Source organism: Brevibacillus sp. FSL K6-6036 (assembly GCF_037964015.1).
GTDB classification, from domain to species: Bacteria; Bacillota; Bacilli; order Brevibacillales; family Brevibacillaceae; genus Brevibacillus; species Brevibacillus borstelensis.
In genome coordinates this window covers 1,863,000-1,884,591 of sequence record NZ_CP150173.1, presented here as the reverse complement: position 1 = coordinate 1,884,591, position 21,592 = coordinate 1,863,000, and the positions used below count along the sequence as shown (strand labels likewise).

At 52.8% G+C, this 21,592-nt stretch carries 20 protein-coding genes and 1 riboswitch; of the genes, 1 reads left to right on the top strand and 19 read right to left on the bottom strand.

What is annotated here, in order from left to right; genetic code table 11:
• Nucleotides 1-4: 4 nt before the first annotated feature.
• The 13 genes from dnaK to NST37_RS09320 form a co-directional block, all read right to left on the bottom strand.
• On the bottom strand, nucleotides 5-1,843 hold the full coding sequence (dnaK, locus tag NST37_RS09380; protein WP_024984575.1) for a molecular chaperone DnaK: 1,839 nt from the start codon (nucleotides 1,841-1,843) through the stop codon (nucleotides 5-7).
• A 75-nt stretch (nucleotides 1,844-1,918) separates the two neighbouring features.
• A complete protein-coding gene (gene grpE / locus NST37_RS09375) occupies nucleotides 1,919-2,485 on the bottom strand; it encodes a nucleotide exchange factor GrpE (protein WP_003390680.1) in 567 nt (188 codons plus the stop codon).
• Between the two features lie 56 nt (nucleotides 2,486-2,541).
• Entirely contained in the window at nucleotides 2,542-3,570 is a 1,029-nt protein-coding gene (hrcA, locus tag NST37_RS09370; protein ID WP_003390682.1) for a heat-inducible transcriptional repressor HrcA, read from the bottom strand.
• A 125-nt stretch (nucleotides 3,571-3,695) separates the two neighbouring features.
• Nucleotides 3,696-4,841, bottom strand: coding sequence for a radical SAM family heme chaperone HemW (gene hemW, locus NST37_RS09365; protein ID WP_003390684.1), 1,146 nt, complete (start codon nucleotides 4,839-4,841; stop codon nucleotides 3,696-3,698).
• A gap of 100 nt (nucleotides 4,842-4,941) precedes the next feature.
• Nucleotides 4,942-6,759, bottom strand: a complete 1,818-nt coding sequence (gene lepA, locus NST37_RS09360) for a translation elongation factor 4 (RefSeq protein WP_339186607.1) — start codon at nucleotides 6,757-6,759, stop codon at nucleotides 4,942-4,944.
• A gap of 193 nt (nucleotides 6,760-6,952) precedes the next feature.
• Nucleotides 6,953-7,975, bottom strand: a complete 1,023-nt coding sequence (locus tag NST37_RS09355; protein ID WP_339186605.1) for a hypothetical protein — start codon at nucleotides 7,973-7,975, stop codon at nucleotides 6,953-6,955.
• Nucleotides 7,954-8,493, bottom strand: a complete 540-nt coding sequence (locus NST37_RS09350) for a sigma-70 family RNA polymerase sigma factor (RefSeq protein ID WP_003390690.1) — start codon at nucleotides 8,491-8,493, stop codon at nucleotides 7,954-7,956. The genes NST37_RS09355 and NST37_RS09350 overlap by 22 nt, the downstream gene beginning before the upstream one ends.
• 48 nt (nucleotides 8,494-8,541) lie before the next feature.
• Complete coding sequence (locus tag NST37_RS09345) at nucleotides 8,542-9,591, bottom strand: methyltransferase domain-containing protein (RefSeq protein WP_003390694.1); 1,050 nt, start codon at nucleotides 9,589-9,591, stop codon at nucleotides 8,542-8,544.
• Nucleotides 9,588-10,400 (bottom strand): heme ABC transporter ATP-binding protein, encoded by an 813-nt coding sequence (locus NST37_RS09340; protein WP_024984579.1) that lies wholly within the window; start codon nucleotides 10,398-10,400, stop codon nucleotides 9,588-9,590. Before NST37_RS09340 ends, NST37_RS09345 begins: the two co-directional genes overlap by 4 nt.
• Entirely contained in the window at nucleotides 10,397-11,476 is a 1,080-nt protein-coding gene (locus NST37_RS09335; RefSeq protein WP_171506873.1) for an iron ABC transporter permease, read from the bottom strand. Before NST37_RS09335 ends, NST37_RS09340 begins: the two co-directional genes overlap by 4 nt.
• Nucleotides 11,477-11,595: 119 nt before the next feature.
• On the bottom strand, nucleotides 11,596-12,645 hold the full coding sequence (locus NST37_RS09330) for an ABC transporter substrate-binding protein (protein WP_024984581.1): 1,050 nt from the start codon (nucleotides 12,643-12,645) through the stop codon (nucleotides 11,596-11,598).
• Nucleotides 12,646-12,687: 42 nt separating this feature from the next.
• Entirely contained in the window at nucleotides 12,688-12,813 is a 126-nt protein-coding gene (locus NST37_RS09325) for a hypothetical protein (protein WP_264484490.1), read from the bottom strand.
• A gap of 21 nt (nucleotides 12,814-12,834) precedes the next feature.
• Nucleotides 12,835-13,045: riboswitch (cobalamin riboswitch) on the bottom strand.
• 55 nt (nucleotides 13,046-13,100) lie between these two features.
• Nucleotides 13,101-14,198: a Xaa-Pro peptidase family protein gene (locus tag NST37_RS09320; RefSeq protein WP_024984582.1), complete on the bottom strand. Its 1,098-nt coding sequence runs from the start codon at nucleotides 14,196-14,198 to the stop codon at nucleotides 13,101-13,103.
• A 125-nt stretch (nucleotides 14,199-14,323) separates the two neighbouring features.
• Here NST37_RS09320 and NST37_RS09315 point away from each other — a divergent pair, with 125 nt between their 5' ends.
• Nucleotides 14,324-15,115, top strand: a complete 792-nt coding sequence (locus NST37_RS09315; RefSeq protein ID WP_003390703.1) for an alpha/beta hydrolase — start codon at nucleotides 14,324-14,326, stop codon at nucleotides 15,113-15,115.
• Between the two features lie 229 nt (nucleotides 15,116-15,344).
• Here NST37_RS09315 and nikC read toward each other — a convergent pair whose 3' ends face one another.
• From nikC to NST37_RS09285, 6 genes are all read right to left on the bottom strand, one after another.
• Complete coding sequence (gene nikC, locus NST37_RS09310; RefSeq protein ID WP_003390704.1) at nucleotides 15,345-16,238, bottom strand: nickel transporter permease; 894 nt, start codon at nucleotides 16,236-16,238, stop codon at nucleotides 15,345-15,347.
• A 12-nt stretch (nucleotides 16,239-16,250) separates the two neighbouring features.
• Nucleotides 16,251-17,261, bottom strand: a complete 1,011-nt coding sequence (locus NST37_RS09305; protein ID WP_031932405.1) for an ABC transporter permease — start codon at nucleotides 17,259-17,261, stop codon at nucleotides 16,251-16,253.
• Between the two features lie 82 nt (nucleotides 17,262-17,343).
• Nucleotides 17,344-18,993, bottom strand: coding sequence for an ABC transporter substrate-binding protein (locus NST37_RS09300; RefSeq protein ID WP_003390708.1), 1,650 nt, complete (start codon nucleotides 18,991-18,993; stop codon nucleotides 17,344-17,346).
• A 101-nt stretch (nucleotides 18,994-19,094) separates the two neighbouring features.
• The gene (locus NST37_RS09295) at nucleotides 19,095-20,066 is read right to left on the bottom strand and encodes a dipeptide ABC transporter ATP-binding protein (protein ID WP_311315133.1); all 972 of its coding nucleotides are present in this window, start codon (nucleotides 20,064-20,066) and stop codon (nucleotides 19,095-19,097) included.
• 24 nt (nucleotides 20,067-20,090) lie between these two features.
• Nucleotides 20,091-21,056 (bottom strand): ABC transporter ATP-binding protein, encoded by a 966-nt coding sequence (locus tag NST37_RS09290; protein ID WP_339186602.1) that lies wholly within the window; start codon nucleotides 21,054-21,056, stop codon nucleotides 20,091-20,093.
• 225 nt (nucleotides 21,057-21,281) lie between these two features.
• Nucleotides 21,282-21,587 carry a DUF3679 domain-containing protein gene (locus NST37_RS09285; protein ID WP_003390715.1) on the bottom strand — a complete coding sequence of 102 codons (306 nt, stop codon included), beginning with the start codon at nucleotides 21,585-21,587 and terminating at the stop codon, nucleotides 21,282-21,284.
• Between the last annotated feature and the right edge of the window lie 5 nt (nucleotides 21,588-21,592).

Sequence of the window (21,592 nt, the reverse complement as noted above, 5' to 3'; positions counted from 1 at the left end):
TCGCTTACTTCTTGTCGTCGACAACCTCGTAGTCAGCGTCTACGACATTCTCTTTTTTCGCATCGCCGGATGCATCCTGGGCATTGGCTCCCTGTGCGGCCTGAGCTGCTTGTGCAGCCTGCTCATACAGTTTCACGGAGATTTGCTGAATGATCTGGGACAGTTCGTCCTTGGCTGTCTTGATCTCGTCCAGGTTTCCACCTTCGAGTGCCTTTTTCACCTTATCCTTGGCTTCATTCGCTTTATCGATTTCAGCCTGATCTACCTTGCCTTCTACTTCCTTCAAGGTTTTCTCGGTAGTGAACACGAGCTGGTCGGCTTCATTGCGGACTTCTACCGCTTCTTTGCGCTGTTTGTCGGCCTCGGCGTTCAATTCGGCCTCTTTTACCATGCGTTCAATCTCTTCATCGGACAGACCGGAGTTGGAGGTGATCGTAATGCGCTGCTCTTTGCCGGTACCCATATCCTTCGCGCGAACGTTTACGATGCCGTTGGCGTCGATATCGAAGGATACTTCGATTTGCGGGATGCCGCGAGGAGCCGGCGGGATATCGGAGAGCGTGAAGCGGCCGAGTGTTTTGTTGTCTGCCGCCATTTGGCGCTCCCCTTGCAGCACGTGGATTTCCACGGATGTCTGGTTGTCGGCAGCCGTAGAGAACACCTGCGATTTGCTGGTCGGAATCGTCGTATTGCGCTCAATCAGCTTCGTAAATACGCCGCCCAGCGTTTCAATACCGAGAGACAGCGGGGTTACGTCAAGCAGAACAACGTCTGTCACGTCACCGGTCAGAACGCCCGCTTGCACGGCAGCACCCAGTGCGACGACTTCATCCGGGTTGACACCTTTGTGCGGTTCTTTGCCGGTAAACTTCTTGATCGCTTCCTGTACGGCCGGAATCCGGGTAGAGCCCCCTACGAGGATAACGCGGTCAATTTCGTTTGCGGAAAGACCCGCATCCTGCAGCGCCTGACGGGTTGGGCCCATCGTGCGTTCCACGAGGTGAGCGGAAAGCTCTTCGAATTTCGCACGGGTCAGGTTGAGTTCCAAGTGTTTCGGACCAGTTGCGTCTGCTGTGATGAACGGCAGAGAGATCGTGGTCGTCAAAACGCCGGAGAGGTCCTTTTTCGCTTTTTCCGCAGCATCCTTCAGACGTTGCAGAGCCATGCGGTCTTTGGACAGATCGATACCGTGCTCCTTCTTGAACTCGCTCACGAGGTAATCGATAATCACCTGGTCAAAATCGTCACCACCGAGCTTGTTGTCGCCGGAAGTTGCTTTTACTTCGAAGAAGCCCTCTGAAAGCTCAAGAATCGAAACGTCAAACGTACCGCCGCCCAGGTCGTATACGAGGACAGTCTGGTCTTCCGTCTTTTCCATTCCGTATGCCAGTGCAGCCGCAGTCGGCTCGTTCACGATCCGCAGAACTTCCAAACCGGCGATTTTGCCGGCGTCCTTGGTCGCTTGGCGCTGGCTGTCGTTGAAGTAGGCTGGAACCGTAATAACTGCCTTGGTGACCGTTTCACCGAGGTACGCTTCCGCGTCGGCTTTCAGCTTTTGCAAAATCATCGCCGATACTTCCTGCGGCGTATACTCTTTTCCTTCCAGTGTCACCTTGTGGTTTGTCCCCATGTAACGCTTGACTGACATGACGGTGTTGTCTGGATTGGTGATCGCCTGGCGTTTCGCCGCTTCACCTACGATACGCTCGCCATTTTTGAAAGCAACTACGGAAGGTGTGGTACGGTTGCCTTCGGGATTGGGGATAACGACAGGCTCGCCGCCCTCCATAACTGCTACGCAAGAGTTTGTTGTTCCCAAGTCAATACCGATTACACGACTCATACTGTAAAATCCTCCTCACGACTTCACTCACTAGTTATTCATGCTTGCTGTATGACGCTAAAAAAAGAAAATCGGCTAGGCGTTCACTTTCACCATGGCAGGACGAATGACACGGTCCTTGAATTGATAGCCTTTTTGCAGCTCTTCAACAACCACGCCGGATCCGTACTCAGGATCCTCCGTTTGCATGACCGCCTGGTGAACATGGGGATCAAAAGGCTGTCCCTTCGCCGGAATGGGTGCAAGTCCTTCCTTTTCAAATACTTGAACCATCTGGCGGTACACCATATCGACACCAGTCAAAAGCGATTCGACAGTCATCGCCTCTTTGTCGGCAGAAAGCGCCCTTTCAAAGTTGTCCAGTACAGGCAGCAGCTCCTCCACCACTTTTTGCGAGGCGTACTTCGCCAGATCCTCTTGTTCTTTTCTCAGGCGGCGCCGCATGTTTTCCATGTCTGCCATCGCTCTCAACAGGCGGTTGTTGTTCTCTTCTGCCTGCGCTCTCCAGCGCTCCGCTTCCTGCTGCCAATCGATCTGTTCCGCTTGCTCGGAAGCAGGATCGACGGTTTGCTCCGCTTTGTCAGTCGTCTCTTCTGCTGCGTTGTCTGGTGAAACATCCTGGGTCATTTTTTCATCGTTCAAGATTCAAATACCTCCTGTGACCGCCGAGGCACTACGGCCGAGACGTTCCCATATTCCTATTTCTCAAATTCTGATGTCAGCATTTGCGAGAGACCTTCCGCCAGGTAATTCAACACGGTGATGACTTTGCTGTATTCCATTCGGGTAGGCCCAAGTATTCCAACCATCCCCACAGGCTTTCCGCCCAAAGAATAGGATGTCGTAATGATGCTGCACTGCTTGATGGCATCCAACTGATTTTCCTGCCCGATCCGGACAGTCAGCCCTTCCGCGGGCGCTCCGAACAAATGAATCAGCTGGTCATTTCGCTCCAGAAGCTCAAGAATATCCTTCACCTTATCGACATCGCGAAACTCCGGCTGGTTCATGATCTTGGTCGCTCCGCGCAAATAGACGCGTTCTTTTTCTTCCCGGGTCAAAGAGTCTTCCAGGATATGCAGCATCTCTTCGTACTGCTCTACGTGACGTCTCATCTCGCCTGCTATTTCCTGATAAAGGCGCTGCCGCAGCTGCCACAGCGGAACATCAGACAGCTTGGTGTTCAAGATGTTGACCAGCTTTTCAATCTCCTGCGGCCGGACGCCCTTTGGCAGATCGATCAGCTTGTTTTCCACACGACCAGTATTGGTCACCACGATGGCTACTGCCTGTTCTTCGTTCAAGGGAACGATTTGAATATGTTTCAGCCGATGCTCAAAGATCTCCGGACCGAGCACGATAGCCGTGTAGTTGGTCACATGAGAAAGAATTTGAGCGGTGTATTCGATCACCTGTTCAAAGTGATGAATACGCTCGGCAAACAGCTGCTTCAGCTTTCCCAATTCCAGGTCGTTCAATAAATGCGGCTGGATCAGGTTGTCTACGTAAAAGCGATACCCTTTGGTGGAGGGCACCCTTCCCGCCGAGGTATGCGGCTGTTCCAGATACCCCAGCTCTTCCAAGTCGGCCATTTCGTTGCGAATCGTCGCCGAACTAAAGCCGATGCCATCTTTTTTGGAAATGGTTCGGGAGCCTACAGGTTCGGCCGAATGAATGTAATTATCGACAATCGCATTGAGAATCAATCGTTGGCGGTCCGATAACATGCTGCCTTCGCCTCCCTGTTGTTAGCACTCAGATGTATCGAGTGCTAAATCTATTTATTAAGTTATCAATACGGGAGGAATTTGTCAATGTTTTCCCAAAAACGACTTCCCTTTTTCCTGTCTGCCTAATCGCCCAAAAAGCGGGCGAATACCTCATTCCCAAGCGGCAATGCCGTGCGAGTCAGGCGCAGCCGCCCGTCACTCCATTCGAGCATTCCTTTTGCTACTTCTTCTTCTATGATACGGCCGTATTCTTCCATGATGGTCTTTCCGAAACGGCGGCTGAACTGTTCCGCATCGATGCCCTCGCGCAGCCTGAGCCCCATGATCATGTGGTCCTCCATCGCTTCTTTCGGCGAAACCGCGAACTGTTCGACACGCGGCAACCCTTCCCGGCACATTTGCAAATAGATCGCCAGCGGCCCTGCATTGACATGCCGTTCATGATCGACATAGCCGTGCGCGCCCGCTCCCAAACCGTAATACTCCTCATTAAGCCAGTATGTCTTGTTGTGCCTGCTTTCAAATCCTGGCTTGGCAAAGTTGCTGATCTCGTATTGATGATAGCCGTGGCGTTCCATTTCCTCGATCAGCAGCAGGTACATATTCAGCTCTGTCTCTTCGGATGGAAGCGGCAGCTGATCCTTTTGGTACAAGGTATGAAAGAGCGTATTCTCCTCCACTTTCAGACTATATGCAGAGAAGTGGGTTGTGGGCAATTGAAATGCTTTTTGCAGGGTGTCCCTGAATATCTCTTCTGTTTGATCAGGCAAGCCGAACATCAGATCAATCGTCAAATTGTCAAACCCTGCCGCAACGGCATTATCGATGCTCTGATACACCTGCCCCACGTCGTGAATCCGTCCCAAACGCTTCAACAGGCTTTCATCAAACGATTGCACCCCGAAGCTGAGCCGATTCACTCCCAGCTCCCGCATCAACCGCAGCTTCTCTTTGTCCGTCGTCCCTGGATTTGCTTCCATCGAAAATTCCAGTTCCGGCGCTGCATACCGTCCCAGATGCTTCTCAACCATCTCGAGGAATCTGCGCATTTGCGCCTGATCGAGAAACGTCGGGGTCCCGCCTCCGACGAAAATCGTTTTTACTTGTTGGACTGGCCATTTGGCAAAGGTCAGCTCCATCTCTTTTTCCAGTGCGTCCAGATAGTCCCAAATCAACTGCGGATTGTTGGTGACAAACGAGTTGAAATCGCAGTAATAGCATTTATTCGTGCAAAAGGGAATGTGGATATAAACAGATTGGGGCGCCAAGATTCTTCCCCTCCTTTATTGGAAAAGTCAAAAGACCTGACATCACCGTCAGGTCTAGTATTCTGCAACATCTGCAAACTGCAGACCGGTTTGTTTCGGCCTATTTCTTGTCGTCCATCCGGAGAACAGCCATGAACGCTTCTTGCGGCACCTCGACGGAACCGACGGATTTCATGCGCTTTTTCCCTTCTTTTTGCTTTTCCAGGAGTTTGCGCTTCCGGCTGATGTCCCCGCCGTAGCATTTGGCCAGGACGTTTTTGCGCAGGGCGCTGATCGTCTCCCGCGCGACAACCTTGTGTCCGATCGCAGCCTGGATCGGCACCTCGAATTGCTGTCTCGGGATCAATTCCTTCAGCTTTTCGCAGATGATGCGGCCACGGTTGTAGGCGCTGTCGCGGTGGACGATAAACGACAGGGCATCCACGACTTCTCCGTTCAACAGAATGTCCATTTTCACAAGCTTGGACGGCTTGTAGCCTGCCAATTCATAGTCAAAGGAGGCGTAGCCTTTGGTTCCTGACTTCAGCAGATCAAAGAAGTCGTACACGATCTCCGAGAGCGGCATGTCGTACTTCAGCTGCACGCGATTTTCTCCCATGTACTGCATGTCGAGAAATTCTCCGCGCTTGCCCTGGCACAACTGCATGACATCGCCCACGTAATCCTTCGGCACCATTACGGTAGCCGACACATACGGCTCTTCGATCATTTCGATCTTCTGCACTTCCGGCATTTTCGACGGGTTGTCGATCTCGATGACCTCGCCATTGGTCATGGTCACCCGGTAAATTACGCTCGGTGCGGTCGTGATCAGATCGATGTTGAATTCCCGCTCAATCCGCTCCTGAATGATCTCCATATGCAAGAGACCGAGGAATCCGCAACGGAATCCGAAGCCAAGCGCCTGGGATGTCTCCGGCTCGAACTGCAGGGACGCGTCGTTTAGCTGAAGCTTTTCCAAAGCCTCGCGCAAGTCATTGTAATCGCTGGTGTCGATCGGGTACAGACCGCAGAACACCATTGGATTGATTTTCCGGTAGCCTGGCAGCGGTTCTGCCGTCGGGCGAGCTGCGTCGGTAATCGTATCACCGACCCTCGTGTCTCCTACCGTTTTGATCGAAGCGGCGACATACCCTACATCACCCACAGTCAGTTCGTCGACCGGGGTCTGACGCGGCATCGATGCTCCCACTTCGGTTACATCGAAGGTTTTGCCTGTCGCCATCATTTTGATTTTCATGCCTTTGCGCAGCGTACCGTTTACAACCCTCACGGAAGCGATTACGCCGCGGTACGGATCAAAGTAAGAGTCAAAAATCAAAGCTTGCAGAGGTGCGTCGGGGTCCCCTTCCGGAGCCGGCACCTTTTGCACGACAGCCTCCAGCACGCCTTTGATCCCGATCCCTGCTTTTGCCGAAGTCAGACAGGCTTCGCTTGCATCCAGGCCAATGACGTCCTCTACTTCCTGTTTGACCCGCTCTGGTTCCGCGCTCGGCAGGTCAATCTTGTTGATTACCGGAATAATCTCCAGATTGTTGTCCAGCGCCAGATAGACGTTGGCCAATGTCTGCGCTTCGATGCCTTGGGCAGCGTCGACGACCAAGAGGGCGCCTTCGCAAGCGGCAAGGCTGCGGGATACTTCATAGGTAAAGTCGACGTGTCCGGGGGTGTCGATCAAATGCAAAATATACTCTTCCCCGTCGTCTGCTTTATACTTTAACTGCACGGCATTCAGCTTGATCGTAATGCCGCGCTCTCTTTCCAGATCCATCGAGTCCAGAAACTGCGCTTCCATCTCCCGTTCTGACAATGCTCCTGTCAATTCCAGGATGCGGTCAGCCAAGGTTGACTTCCCGTGGTCGATATGGGCGATAATGGAAAAATTGCGAATGCGTTTTTGTCTTTCACGGCGATCCATGTGTTGTCAGTTCCCTCCCACGCCATCTGAACGTCGCCTGTTGGTCCACCTTCAGACCGCGTTCCGAAAAAATACACTAACGTCAATTATATCAAAGCGCGGTTATGCGAGCAACAATTGAGAATAAGGCGGTTCCCACGATTTTTCGAGGACCGATCCGAACCAGGATTTGAAGCAGGTGCGGCGTATAATGCTAAGGCTTCTTCCCTTCACTTAACCGCTGCAAATATTTCTCGGGAAACAGCTTCTTTAGACTTGGTTGATAGCGGCTTCCGTCCTCTGGCATACTGTGGCTGATTACCCGGTAGGCGCCGCCTTTGCCGTTCTTCTGTTCGTAGGCGATGTCCAGGACCATCGGGCAGCTTAATCCCGGAGACCCCTCCTCTGCCTTGCCTTCAATCCTTACCCAAGCATAGACACGCCGCTTTTCCGGAGCTTGCGTTTCTACCCCGATCAGTTCAATATGGACATCGCGATCTGCTCCCAGCCAGCTCAGGTTTCCCTGGGCCGTTTGCAAATACGCGGTGATCAGCGGAGTGACAAACTCCCGATTTTCGGGGGAGACACCTTTTTCGACCTGAACAAACACTTGCCCAAAATGCTCGCTGCCCGAGAGCACCTGCAGCTTCCAGACACCCGGATCGGGAAGGGCAATGCTGGACGAAAAATGGCCATCCGCATCATACTCGGGTCCCAGAACTTCATAAGAACCAAGCTTGATCCGCTTGCCCTCCGTACTGTAGGCGACCAGCTCCACCTCTTTTCCAAATGAACCGTTCAACAGAAATGAAATCCGCTGTGCCTGATCCTCGTACAGCCCAAATTCATCTGTCATGATGCGGACAGGCTTCTCCCCGAGGTAGCTGAAAACCTGATTTTCGCTGTGTATATCTGAACGTGGCGACGGTTTCCACAAATCGGGCGGATTCACAATAGTAGCGGGTAGCCAAGGCTTCTCTTGAACGGGTTGCCGGGCGTGTTCTCCCGGCCCTACACCGGTTATCGCAGTGCCTACGAGAGCAAGCAGCAGGACAGCGGCTGCTGCCGAGGCCCAAAGGCCCCATCGCCCCGGGGAAAAGGTCCTTTTTTTTCGCCCTGCCTCCTGCTTGATCGTTCGCCGTATATTCTCTTCCATTTCCGGGGAGAACACGACGTCATGGAGTACGCTGCGATCGGCTCGCTCTTTCAATCCTTTCAGCCATTGGTCTCGTTCCATTCCCATCCCTCCCCGGTATTCATTTCCTTTTTCAACAGCTGTCTCGCCCGATGAAGCCTCGTCCGAACAGTCCCTTCGGTCACACCTAGCACCTCAGCCACTTCCGCAATGGACATTTCCCCATAATAGTGGAGAGCTACCGCCTGGCGATAGAGTGGCGGAAGCAGCAAGACAAGCCGGACCAGCTCATCCCGGGCAGCTCGCTGCAGCACGATATTTTCGGTCGACGCTTCGCCATTTTTTTGTATCCACGCTTGCGGAAACAAATTTCGAAACGTCCACGACCGCAAATAGCCCTTGCATTCGTTGACGGCGATCCGGTAGATCCAGGTATGGATGCTGCTCTCTCCGCGAAAGCCGGAAAGGTTGCGGTAGACCTTCAAAAATACGTCCTGCGTAATGTCTTCGGCCAGGTCACGGTCCTTCACCATCAAGGTGACCAGTCGCAGGACACGCGTCCCGTATTCCTGCATGAGCCGATCCAAAGAAGCCTCTGGCGTCTGCTGAAGCTTATCCACGAAGACGCGCCCTCCTTCCTGTTTCACCTTGTTAGATGCAAGAAGCCGCTATTTGTTACAGGTTTTTTTCCGAGCAAACAGAGTCATTCGCGAGACATCCGCGTTGGTCCTCCCGTTTAAGCCCGCAAATGGGTACCCGCCCTCCGTCCACTTTTCCAAATCATAGTCGCCTCTCGCCGGCGATGATGGAACAGTATGGACGAGAGACAGACCTTCAACCGAATGGATATAGCCTGCCGGGTAGTCGATGATGTAGTTTTCGTGCATCGCCGTTACCTCCAATTGCTCCGACTCCAGCAGCAAGACCAGCTCCCCCGGGAGCATCAGCGCCATTTCCCGGTCCACCCGGTAGCGCGGCTGCTCCACGCTGTCGATAAAGGTCTCATAGGCAAGAGAGTAGCGGAATCGCTGGCGTGCGTAAGACGTTTCTCCCCGAACCTGTTGGTAGACCATCTTGTCGGGAAACACCCATTTTCGCTGTTCCGTTTGCCAATTTTCACCTGCAGGGGGCAAGAGGAGGTCAATCGCTACCAGACCGTCCTCGGTTAGATGCTCCTTGATCAACTGTAGAAGCCGCCTTTGTTCCGAGCGGAGCGTAAAGTGCTGGAGAAACCCCTCGGTCAAAAGCACATGAGTAAAGGTGCGATCCAGTTGCAAATGAAGCGCTTCTTGTTCCATGAGCTCCAGCAGGTGTTCTCTGCCTTTCCCCAACCGCCGCTTCTTCTTTTCCGCTAGCCCGAGCATGTCGGGACTGTTATCGATCCCGCAGACAGAAATACCCTGCCTGGCCAATTCCAGGGCGATTCTTCCCGTTCCTACTCCCAGCTCCAGAACTGCGGGCTGACGGTCGAAGGCTTGTATCCAGCCGCGGTAGAAAAGTATGCCCGCCTTTCCCGCAAACTGGTCGTAGTACGCTGCTTCCAGCCCTTTGTAAGGTGGACTGGGGAGCCGCTCGTGCCTTCCGCCCGACAGGCCGCAGGTAGAGCAAACCGAGCCTGTCAAACGCTGAAAAGGAATCCCCGGCGGCACGCCATTTTTACTGTCGCCGAGCCACTCATCATAGCGAAAACCGCATACTTTGCAGGAATAAACACTCATAGGGCCGTTGACACCTCCGCATCCTTCCGCTGTTCGCTCATTTCCATACCGGAGAAAAATACGATGTGCTTCTTTCCTGTCTTCGGATGAACATACACTTCTGTTTCGACACCGAACACTTCCCGGAGCATTTCGGGATTCAGCACTTGTTCCGGTGTGCCGGCGGCTGCAATCCGCCCTTCTTGGATCACATAGATCCGGTCGCAGTATGTCGCCGCAATATTCAGGTCATGCAGCGCTGCGAGGACGGTCAGACGGAGCGATTTCAGGAGGTCCATAATTTGCAGCTGGTAGCGAATGTCGAGATGGTTCGTCGGCTCGTCCAAAACAAGAAGCTTCGCCTCTTGCACCAATGCCCGCGCGATTAATACCCTCTGTTTTTCGCCGCCGGACAAGGACAAAAAGCTGCGCTCTGCGAAGGCTTGCATACCCGTTCGAGCCAGCGCCCTTTCCACGAGCGAAAAGTCTTCTTCCGTATCTGACTGAAATAATCGTTTATGTGCAGAACGGCCCATCAAAACAATTTCTCTAACGGTGAAATCGAATTCAACTGTGCCTTCCTGACGAACAACTGCCATTCGCTGCGCTGTTTGCCGAGGCGACAGTTGATAGATGTCTTCTCCATCTACTGTAACAAGACCCGCATCCGGCTTCCTGACCCGGTAAATGCTCTTTAGCAAAGTCGACTTTCCGCTTCCATTCGGACCGATCAGGCCGACGAATGTTCCCGGCTTAGCCTGCAGGTCGACGTGATCAAGGATTTCCTTTCCATCCAACATGACGGATACTTGCTCGGCGATGAGATTCATCTTCCGCCACCCCCAAACGAATACGAGCTTCGAAGCATGAGCCAAATAAAGAATGGCCCTCCGCACAGCGATGTAATGATACCGATGGGCAATTCCTCAGGAGCGAATGCCAGTCTGGCCACGACATCGGCCCAGATCAGAAAGCTTGCTCCCAGCAGCGCACTGACTGGAAGCACGCGGCGGTGATCGGTGCCGACAATGATGCGGACAATATGCGGCATCATCAGTCCGACAAAGCCGATTGCCCCGCTGATCGAGACGATGACCCCTGTGAGCAGCGCGGTCATAACGAGCAGCATTTTTCGGAAATGTTCGGTATTCACTCCCAGCGTCCTCGCGGTTTCCTCTCCCATCATGATCGCATTGAGCGAGCGATAATAAGTCATCAGCACGAACATCCCGGCCACTACCACAACGCCCGGAATGGTCAGGTACTCCCATTTGGCTCCCGCGAGGCTACCTTGCATCCAGAACAAAACTGTACGGATGCCATGCTCGTTAGGAGCTGAAAAGATAATCAGGCTGGTGATCGCCGAGAGTACAGCCGAAACAGCAATGCCGGACATCAACAAGCGCACGGTCGAGTTTTGCCCTCCAAGCCGCGAAAGCGCAAAAACAAGGACAATCGCCAGGAGCGATCCGGTAAAAGCCCCAATGGTCAGGGAATACTGTCCGTATAGACTGAATGCTCCGAAAAGAATTGTCAGTGTCGCTCCTACCGATGCACCTGAGGAAACCCCGAGCAAATACGGATCCGCCAACGAATTTCTTACAAGTGCCTGTATGGTCACCCCGACCACTGACAAGCCCGCGCCAACGATTGCCGCAAGCAAGACACGCGGAAAGCGAATCTGCCAAATAATCGTTTCTTCCGATTTTGACCAATCCGCCTGTATCCATTCTCCTATCAACGGAATATGGGAAAAAGCAATTTTCCAGATCGTGCCGGGCCGAATCGACACTGAGCCCAGCATGACTGCCAGGGTCGCACTGGCGATCAACACCAGAATCAACACGAACAGAACTGAGGCAAACCAGCCCCTGAAACTCCTGATATCTCTCTTGGCGATTTTCATCACCCTTCGTCCGGGGCTATCCGTGGCGGCCGAGCTCTCCAGTATCGTACGTTTCACAACTCTCACTCCTTCGGAAAAATCGACCGGTCTGACCAACGTGGAATGAATTGGTCCTGCCGTTAAAATTTCTCCGGATAAAGTCCTTCCGCGAGAGTTTTTAGTGCGAACGGCGCCCGAATTCCTTCAGCCGCTGCGGAGAGCGGCAGCACGACGATACGCTTGTTTTTAATGGCCGGCAGATCAGCCAATTCGTTTTTTGTCAAAAGCAGATTTCGTTTTTGTTCAACGGTTTTGTCTCCGTAATCAACGATGACGATCACTTCCGGCTTGCGGGCGACTACCTCTTCCCAGCTTACGCTTGTCCATCCTTTCGGGACATCGTCGAAAATGTTCTTGCCTCCTGCCAGCGCAATCAACCTGGTCATGTAGTTATTGGCAGCTGTGTACGGCTTGTCCTCTCCGCTGTCATAGACAAACACAGGAATCGGCCGTGCCACGTCTTTGATGTGATCGGTGATTTGCCTGATCTCCGTTTTCATCTTCTCGATCAGTTCATTCGCTTTTGGTTCGACTCGGAAAATGCGCCCGATATTTTGGATGTCGGCGTACACATCCTCAAGACCCGGTGCTGTCATATTGGAAGATTGCTGCAAATAAGCGTGAACGCCCATTTTCTCCAAATCCTCGACAGTCCCGACCGCTTTGTCGGTAAAGGCGCTCTTCCAGCCAGCGTACACAAAGTCCGGTTCAGCGGCAAGGAGGACTTCCTTTGATGGGTACTGCTTGGACAGCACCGGAATCTTCGCATATGCCTCCTGAAGCTCAGGCAAAATCTGATCATCAAGATAAGCAGTCCCGACCATTTTGTCTTCCAGTCCCAGAGCGAGCATGATTTCGGTAGTATGCTGACTGAGTGATACGGCTCTCCTCGGCGCTTCAGCAAAGGTGAGGGTTCTTCCATTGTTTTCGATTGTTACAGGAGACAAGGAACTTGTCGAATTCGCCGCATTTGCAGATTCTCCGCCTCCTGCTGATTGCGTTGAGCCATTTGTCGGGGCAACAGTGTTTGCAGCCGAATTCGACTCGGCTCCCCCGCATCCGGATAGTGCCAGGACAACTGCAACCCCGGCGAAAAACAAAAAGCCAAGACGTTTGTTGAAAGCTCTCATCCTTATTTCCTCCTTTTGTCATTCGCGTTTCATCGCACTTGCTTACCCCTGTATTTCAAAAAGAAAAGACATCCTCCGATCTTGCCGGGGGATGCCTTTGCGGGCAGCGGACAAAAGAAACACGGCAAAAGGATAGACCAATAGCGTCTGGCGCCGTTTCTTCGTCACACTGTCCCCATCCTCGTGGGTCGATCGTGTATGCTTTCTGGCAGGTCTCCTGGCTTGGGATCATCACGCCTTGCTCCCTTCCCATCTCGCGTTTAGACCGCGAAACAGTGGATACCAGCAAGGACACTCCCCTTTACAGTGGCGGGACCGCGTCGGGTTTTCACCGAACTTCCCTTTTAAGTGGCCGGGTACAAGAGACTACCCGGTTCACACCATAAAGCGTATGTATTCAGTTGATCGGCGATTGCGTGAGATCCTCCCGATCGTATCGGGATTCCGCCGTTGCATCAGCCTTTTCCGATTACCGTTAATTCTTTCGGATAGCGGGTCAGCACTTCGCATCCATCCTCCGTGACGAGCACGTCGTCTTCAATGCGTACGCCGCCTACCCCGGGAACATAGACACCCGGTTCGATGGTAAAGACCATGCCTGGACGCAGCTCCTCCTGGTTTTGCCCATGGACGGACGGGTACTCATGAACATCCATGCCGAGTCCGTGGCCAAGACGGTGCATAAAGTACTCTCCGTATCCTTTGGCTTCAATCACACCGCGCGCCGTTTGATCGAGATGGGCGAAGGTTACGCCCGGACGGACCTCTGCGATAGCCGCTTCGTTCGCTGCCAGAACGGTCGCGTAGATGTCCCGAAGCTGATCGCTGATATCTCCAACCGCAAAAGTGCGGGTAATATCAGATACGTAGCCATCAGCGGAAACGCCAATATCAAACAGCAGCAGTTCGCCTTCCCGTACGTCCCGGTCTCCCGGATTGCCATGAGGAAGCGCCGACTTTTCACCGGCCAACACCATCGAAGCGAAAGAAGGTCCCTCCGCTCCGAGGCGCTTCATCTGGTATTCCAGCTCGGCAACTAACTCCGTCTCGGTCACACCCGGCTTTACTTTTTTCACAGTTTCATCAAGAGCGTCTTCGACCAGCTTGACTGCGTGTTTGATCCTTGCCACTTCATCGGCTGTCTTGATCAGGCGCATCTCTCTGAGAGGCTCTTCGATATCGACATAGCTTCCGGCAGAGACGAGTGCACTCATCGCTTCGAAACGATCTAGGGTCATATGGCTTTTTTCCAGCCCGAGCTTGTTTAATCCGGAAGGAAGCGCTTGTTTCAACACTTCATACGGGTTATCGGTATCCGTATGGGTCAAGATTTGTTTGATGCCTGACGCTTCTGCGGCTGCTTCCCGGTCCAGTGCCGGAACGATCAAGGAAGGTTCTCCAGCGGCCGGAATAACCAGGCCCATGAAACGTTCGTGCGGCTCGGTTAAAAAGCCTGTCAGGTAGTAAACGTGCTTAGGCAGTGTAATCAAAGCAGCGTCTATCCCTTGCTTTTGCAAATAAGCAAGAATGCGCTGAATGCGTTCTTGATACAAACGGGTCAACCGCCTTTCTTTGGGTATCATACTGCGAGGATACCATTTCCTTGCCAAAAAAAGAAGCGAACGGACGAAAAAACTATGCACAGGTAAGGACAGGATAAAGGGGAGGTGAATGAAAAATGAGCGAAAATACAATCGTTCCAACTGCAAATAGCTCCAGGCTGGCTGTTCAGCTTTACGGCAGCGGCCAGCCGCTTGTATGTATCCATGCACCTGGCATCGGGATGATCAACTTTTCCCGTTTGCACGGGTTGGCCGAGCACTTTCAACTCATCCTGCCTGATCTTCCCGGTCACGGAGCGAGTCAACCGCTCTTTGTCCCCTTTACGATGGCCGATCTTAGCGAGACGCTGGAGGAGATGATTCATGCTCTTGGACATAAACGAGTCGTCGTAATGGGCTATTCCCAAGGTGCTTCTCTCGCACTGGATTGGTGCCTGCGCCATCCAGATTCCATCGCGGGCCTTGTACTTATCAGCGGTTTTTCCGAGGTGAATGAGCTGTACCTGCACTCCCGCTTTTATTTGGCCGAAGCCATTGCCAAGCTGGGAGGAGTGAGCTTGCTAGCCCGCTCGACGGCTTCCTCACACCTGGACAAGCAGGCAGATAAAGAACAGTGGATAAAGCATGCCAGCCGTACGGACGCCAAAACTCTTCATCACCTGTACAGGATCGGACATCACTATCGCTGTACAGAGCGGTTGCATGAGATCAAGCAGCCTGTGCTGCTCGTATACGGCCAGCAGGACAAGCACATGCATCCGTACGGCGAGCTTCTGGAAAAACATCTGCCCAAAGCCAAACTGGTTGCTGTCCCTGGCGTAAAGCACCAGATCGTGACTCGCACTGCCTCGTCTTTGAGTCGCCTTTGCAGAGAATTTATCGGTTCTCTCCCCGGTTCTTCGGTCTGATTGTCCTACGGGATAACATAACAATGATACGGGATTACACAAACCGGTATGGCTCCCTGCCCTTGATCACCGTCGCCGGCGTCTGTATACTGAGTCAACGCTTATCCGGGCCTAAGCGTCAGGTTCGCCGATAGGAAAAAACCCCGAATCAAGCCTCGCTTATTTCGGGGTTTTTCGTTACCGTGCTCATGGTAGCATCGTCTGCCAACCACAAAAACGATTGCTGCTCCTAGTTTTTCATCCGCGGATCCAGCGCATCGCGCAGCCCGTCTCCGATCAGGTTAAAGCCAAGTACAGTCAGCATGATGGACAAGCCCGGGAAAATAACTGTCCACGGCGCTTTTTGAATATACTGGCGGGAGTCGGAGAGCATCAACCCCCACTCCGGCTGAGGCGCTTGCGCTCCCAAGCCGAGAAAGCCCAAGGCTGCCGCTTCAATGATCGCGGTCGCAATTCCAAGTGTTCCCGTCACGATGATCGGAGCCAAACTGTTAGGGAGAATATGCTGAACGATAATATGTGAATGCTTTGATCCGATCGCCCTGGCGGCCATCACGTATTCTTCTTCCTTCAGACTAAGCACCCGCGAACGGACAAGACGTCCATAGGTGGGCACATTCACGATCGCAATCGCAAGCAAGGCATTCTCCAGAGATGGACCGAGTATAGCTACAATCGCAATCGCCAACAGAATGCTGGGAAACGCAAGCATAATATCAAACAACCGCGAAATGAGCGTATCGATCCATTTGCCGTAGTAGCCGGCTAACAGGCCGAGGAATGTCCCGGCAACGATGGACCCGATCACGGCAAACAGCCCTACTCGCAGTGAGATCTGCGCGCCGTAAATCACACGGGTAAAGACGTCCCGCCCGTTGTAGTCCGTACCAAACCAGTGTTCAGCAGAGGGAGGCAGGTTTTTATCAACCAGTTCTCCTTTGTCGTATTCGTACGGGGTGATAAACGGTGCCAGGATTGCGAGCAAGACGAAGAAAAGAATGATGCAGAATCCGAGAATGGCCATCTTGTTCTTGCGCAGGATCCTCCAAGCATCGCGCCACGGAGAGGAGATCGGCTCATTTATCTGCTTGACTGGTACCGTTTGCACATGGGTTTCTGCCATCTTACTGCCTCCTCAGCGATATTTGATGCGCGGATCGACGTAAGCGTACAGGAGGTCGACCACCAGGTTAATCAGAACAAAAATCGTTGCGATGACCAAAATTCCTGACTGAATAACGGGATAATCGCGGTTTCCGATTGCCGTATAGATGTATCTCCCAACACCCGGCCACCCGAAAATCGTCTCGGTTAATACCGCCCCCCCGATCAGGAGGCCTACTTGCACCCCCACAATCGTCAGTACGGGAATCAACGCATTTTTCAGGGCGTGCTTGTACACGACAAAAAACTGGCCAAGCCCTTTTGCCCTTGCCGTCCGAATATAGTCGGACCGCATTACTTCGAGCATGCTGGAACGGGTTATCCGTGCAATAATCGCCATCGGAATCGTTCCCAGCGCGATTCCCGGAAGAATCAAGTGCTCCACCACATCTCGAAAATGATCCCAACGACCTGCAAGAATCGAATCAATTATATAAAAATGCGTAATCTCAGCTACTGGATCACGCGGATTGTCACGTCCAATAGAAGGCAGCCACTTCAATTCCTGGGCAAATACCCATTGTTCCATCAAGCCCAGCCAAAATACCGGCATGGAAACTCCAATTAAAGCGATCAGCATGCAAGTGTAGTCAAACCACGAGTTCTGTTTCCAGGCAGAGATGATTCCCGCATTCACTCCGATAAAAACTGCGAACAGCATACTCACCAAAGTCAACTCAATCGTCGCCGCCAAGTATGGGCCCATTTCTACGGTAATTGGCGCTTTGGAGTGCAAGGAGACTCCCAAATCCCCTTTTAGAAGATTCCCCAAGTAATGAAAGTATTGCATATACCAAGGGTTGTTCAGCCCCAGCTGTTCCCGCAAATCCGCAAGAGCCTGCGGACTTGCCTTCTCTCCCAAAATCGTCAGTGCCGGGTCCCCCGGGATGGCGTGAATAATAGCAAAAACAATTAGCGACATTCCTAGTAACACTGGGATCAGCATCAACAATCTTCTAATGGTGTAGGCCAGCAATGCCATCTCCTCGCTTTCCTTGCGTCGTCCATCGTTGAACATAAAAGAGAAGGGCAAGAAGAAAGGGTTCTTCTTACCCTTGCCACACTTACTGAATGTCTACTTTTTCTACGCTCTCGCTGCCTTTTGGATGCGGCTGATAGCCGGTAACACCCGCTTTGGCCGCAATCGGCGGTGTAGAGTGAGCGATCGGAACGAGAGGCGCGTCGTTAAAGATCAGCTCCTGCGCCTTTTTGTACAGGGTTTCACGCTCTTTCTGGTCAGACGTGGACTGCGCTTTCAAAAGAAGCTGATGAACCTCTTCATTGGAGTAGCGAGGAATATTGTTTCCGTTAATGGTATTCTTGTCGAGCAGCGTGTACAGGAAGTTGTCCGGGTCGCCGTTGTCGCCGTTCCAGCCAAGCAGACACATCTCGTACTCGCCTAACCTTGTCTTTTCGAGATACGTAGCCCACTCCATCGTCACGATTTCCGTTTCGATGCCGATTTTCTTTAAATCCTGCTGAATCGCTTCTGCCATCTTTTTGCCGTCCGGGATATACGGACGAGGAACAGGCATGGCCATGAACTGCACCTTGAAGCCATTCGGGTATCCAGCTTCCGCTAACAGCTTTTTCGCTTGATCCAGGTTGTATTCGCGGTCCTTGATCTGGTCGTTGTAACCCCAAAGACTTGGCGGCATCGGGTTGGTAGCCGGTTCGCCAAGGCCGCTGTAGAATGCTTTCACCATCTCGGGCTTGTTGATCGCGTGGCTGATCGCTTGACGCACCTTTGGATTGTCAAACGGCTTTTTCTCCGTATTGAACGCGAGGTAACCGACGTTCATCGATGGACGCAGGAGCAGCTGCAGGTCCTTGTTTTCTTTTACCGCTTCCGCATCGTCCGGATTCAGTCCATCCATCAGATCGATCTCTCCGGACGTCAGCGCTGTCAGACGCGCTGTATTTTCCGGAATGACCTTGAAGATGACTTTGTCCAGCTTCGGATACCCCTTGTTCCAGTAGTCCGGGTTTTTCTCCAGGGTGATGATGTCATTGCGCTTCCAACCCGCAAACTTGAATGGCCCGGTACCTACAGGCTCATCTCCCAGCTTGCCTCCTTCAATCGCTTTTGGCGAAGCGATGGCAAACGGCGACATGCCCAGGTTTGCCAGGAACGGGGCTTGGGTCCTGTTCAAAACGAATTGAATCGTGTGTGCGTCCACAACCTTGATCTCTTTGATTACGTGATCAGGATCGCCTTTGTATCCCCCAAACATGTCATTATAGTAGGGGAATCCCTCTGGATTGTGGTATTTGTTGCTCTTGTCCATCCAGCGGTCGAAGTTGAACTTGACTGCTTCCGCATTGAAGTCCGTACCATCATGGAACTTTACGCCCTGGCGAAGCTTGAAGGTGTAGGTCAAGCCGTCCTCGGAAATTTCCCAGCTCTCGGCCAGTCCGGGTATAACCGTCGTGTTTGTATCCTCATAGCTCACGAGCGTTTCATAAATGTTTTCAGTCACCCTGAATGTTTCTCCATCCGTTTCCCGGATCGGATCCAGACTTTTCGTGTCAGCCCCACGTCCAATAATCAGCTGCTTCGGCTCGTTCTTTGCGGGCTCTGCTGGCGGCGTCTGCTGCTGAGCTTGTCCCTGGTCGCTCGGCTGTTGAGCCGGTTGCGAGCTTGAGCACCCTGCAAGGACCATGGAGAGTGCGAGCAGGCTCGTCATCGCTGCAGTAAGAACCTTCTTCTTCATGGATGAATTCCCCCTTTTCCATTTTCCGCACATCTCTTCTCTGCTTTTCTCACTCAACGTTGTCTTGCATCCCCCCTTTGAAAGGAATTCGCGAGGCAGCGTCATGCGTTGTACAGATGGCACGCTACGAAGCGGCCACCGCCGACGTCCCGAAAGTCCGGACGAACCTGTCGGCATTCGTCTGTTACATGCGGGCATCGCGTGTGGAAGGTGCATCCTGTCGGGGGGTTGGACGGACTGGGTACATCTCCCTGCAGGATGATACGCTCCCGTACCGCATCCGGATCGGGAGAAGGTACTGCTGAAAGAAGCGCTCGGGTGTACGGATGCAGCGGCTGGCGGTAAAGCTCCTCGCTCCGGCTAAGCTCTACCAGCCTGCCCAAATACATGACTCCGACACGGTCGCTGATATGCCGGACGACACTCAGGTCGTGGGCGATAAACAAATAGGTCAACCCCAAGTCTCTCTGCAAATCTTGCATGAGATTGAGCACCTGGGACTGAATCGAAACATCCAGGGCTGAAACGGGCTCGTCTGCCACGATCAGCTTGGGATTGAGCATCAGAGCCCGGGCGATACCGATCCGCTGCCGCTGGCCGCCGCTGAACTGATGGGGATATCGCGTCGCATGGTAGCTGGAGAGACCAACCACTTCAAGCAGCTCCCTGACGCGCTCTTTTCGTTCAGCCGGAGAACCGATCCCGTGCACCCGCAAAGGCTCCTCCAGAATCTTTTCAATATTATGACGAGGGTTGAGAGAAGCGAACGGATCCTGAAAAACAATTTGCATATTGCGCCGCATCTTGCGCAGCGCTTCTCCCTGCAAGCCGATGATGTCGGTCCCGTCGAACACCACTTCTCCAGAGGTGGGCTCGATCAGCCGCAAAAGGGAACGGCCCGTCGTCGATTTCCCGCATCCGCTCTCTCCTACCAGCCCAAACGTCTCCCCTCTCTTCACGGTAAACGAGACGTCATCTACGGCTTTGACGACGCCTACCTCTTTCCCGAATACGCCGCCTGTGATCGGGTAGTATTTCTTCAGATTCTTGACGATGAGCAGATCTTCAGCCACATGCATGCTCCTTTCGGGATTTATTTACGTCATCCAGCAGCGGGCACGATGATTGGCTCCCACTGTCTTCAGCTCCGGCATCTGCGTCCGGCACTTGTCGTCTGCCTGTTCGCACCGCGGCGAGAACCTGCACCCCATCTGTATCGAGCCGGGTATCGGGACGTTTCCGGGGATGGAATAAAGCCGTTCCTGCGATACTTCCAGCTTGGGCAAGGAGTTCAGCAGGCCGATGGTGTATGGATGCTTCGGTTCTTTCAGGATCGTCCGAACATCGCCCTCCTCCACCACATTGCCCGCGTACATGACGACAACGCGATGACACATTTCCGCTACCACGCCCAGGTCATGTGTAATCAGCAAAATAGCCGTTCCCGACTCTTTATTCACATGCCTCATCAAATCGAGGATCTGAGCCTGGATCGTCACGTCAAGCGCTGTCGTTGGTTCGTCCGCGATCAAAAGCTCCGGATTGCAGGCCATCGCCATCGCGATCATGACCCTCTGGCGCATCCCGCCCGAAAGCTGGTGCGGATATTCGCGGACAATTCCTTCCGCCCTCGGAATGCCTACTTTTTTCAGCATCTCTACAGCGCGCCCGAGCGCTTCTTTTTTGCCCACCTTCATATGCAAGCGAATGGCTTCCCCGATCTGGTCGCCTATCGTATAAACAGGGTTGAGCGAGGTCATCGGCTCCTGAAAAATCATCGCGATTTCGTTTCCGCGAATCTCTCTCATCCGCTTTTCGCTGGCCAACACGAGGTCCTCCCCTTTAAATTTGATGAAGCCTCCGACAATCTTTCCCGGGGGGTTGGGAACCAGTTTCATGACAGACAGGGAGGTTACGCTTTTTCCGCACCCGGACTCGCCGACGATCCCGAGCACTTCTCCCTTGTTTACGGTAATGGTGACACCATCGACCGCCGGTATTTGCCCGCGGTCTGTAAAAAAGTGCGTTTGCAAGTTTTCGATTTCCAATACTGGCTGTGACATGCAGGTGCACCTCTCTAACCTTTATATTCCATGGGACAAGATGACTAACTGTCAACATTATGCCATTAATCCAATTTTTTGGCAACATATTAAATTTAGAAAATTACAATTAGGCTAAACATATTAAATATTACCTATAACGGAACCAAATGAAGAAAAGCCCGCATGGCGGGCTTGTTTGCATCCTCTTGCTTTTTCGCCAATCTGTTTGTCCATAAACTACTCTTATGGGTCAAAAATACTGGCTAGCCACTCGATTGCGACCCTGGCGCCGTCTTTTACGATCTGCCCCAAGGATTGCCCTGCATTGCTCATGTAGTTGACCACCTGACCGGGCGCTGTCTGGACTTGCTTGCCCATTACGGCGATTTCCATTTTCCCGTTATCTATCTTTTTGATGGAAAAAGTCTGCGGCGGCTGCTCCGGCATTCCGCTCACCTTCTGGATGCCGCGCTCCGCCGTTTGCAAGCCCAGCACCACTCCGATCAGCAGGACGAATAAAAGTCCTGTCAGCTTTACCGTCACATTCATTCCCA

Excerpts from the sequence above, each read along its gene's own strand:
- hrcA (WP_003390682.1), bottom strand. The coding sequence starts at position 3,570 with ATGTTATCGGACCGCCAACGATTGATTCTCAATGCGATTGTCGATAAT.
- lepA (WP_339186607.1), bottom strand. The coding sequence starts at position 6,759 with ATGGATCGCCGTGAAAGACAAAAACGCATTCGCAATTTTTCCATTATC.
- NST37_RS09330 (WP_024984581.1), bottom strand. The coding sequence starts at position 12,645 with ATGAGAGCTTTCAACAAACGTCTTGGCTTTTTGTTTTTCGCCGGGGTT.
- NST37_RS09355 (WP_339186605.1), bottom strand. The coding sequence starts at position 7,975 with ATGGAACGAGACCAATGGCTGAAAGGATTGAAAGAGCGAGCCGATCGC.
- NST37_RS09290 (WP_339186602.1), bottom strand. The coding sequence starts at position 21,056 with ATGTCACAGCCAGTATTGGAAATCGAAAACTTGCAAACGCACTTTTTT.
- NST37_RS09315 (WP_003390703.1), top strand. The coding sequence starts at position 14,324 with ATGAGCGAAAATACAATCGTTCCAACTGCAAATAGCTCCAGGCTGGCT.
- dnaK (WP_024984575.1), bottom strand. The coding sequence starts at position 1,843 with ATGAGTCGTGTAATCGGTATTGACTTGGGAACAACAAACTCTTGCGTA.
- NST37_RS09340 (WP_024984579.1), bottom strand. The coding sequence starts at position 10,400 with ATGAATCTCATCGCCGAGCAAGTATCCGTCATGTTGGATGGAAAGGAA.
- NST37_RS09305 (WP_031932405.1), bottom strand. The coding sequence starts at position 17,261 with ATGGCATTGCTGGCCTACACCATTAGAAGATTGTTGATGCTGATCCCA.
- NST37_RS09285 (WP_003390715.1), bottom strand. The coding sequence starts at position 21,587 with ATGAATGTGACGGTAAAGCTGACAGGACTTTTATTCGTCCTGCTGATC.
- NST37_RS09300 (WP_003390708.1), bottom strand. The coding sequence starts at position 18,993 with ATGAAGAAGAAGGTTCTTACTGCAGCGATGACGAGCCTGCTCGCACTC.
- NST37_RS09345 (WP_003390694.1), bottom strand. The coding sequence starts at position 9,591 with ATGAGTGTTTATTCCTGCAAAGTATGCGGTTTTCGCTATGATGAGTGG.
- NST37_RS09335 (WP_171506873.1), bottom strand. The coding sequence starts at position 11,476 with ATGAAAATCGCCAAGAGAGATATCAGGAGTTTCAGGGGCTGGTTTGCC.
- nikC (WP_003390704.1), bottom strand. The coding sequence starts at position 16,238 with ATGGCAGAAACCCATGTGCAAACGGTACCAGTCAAGCAGATAAATGAG.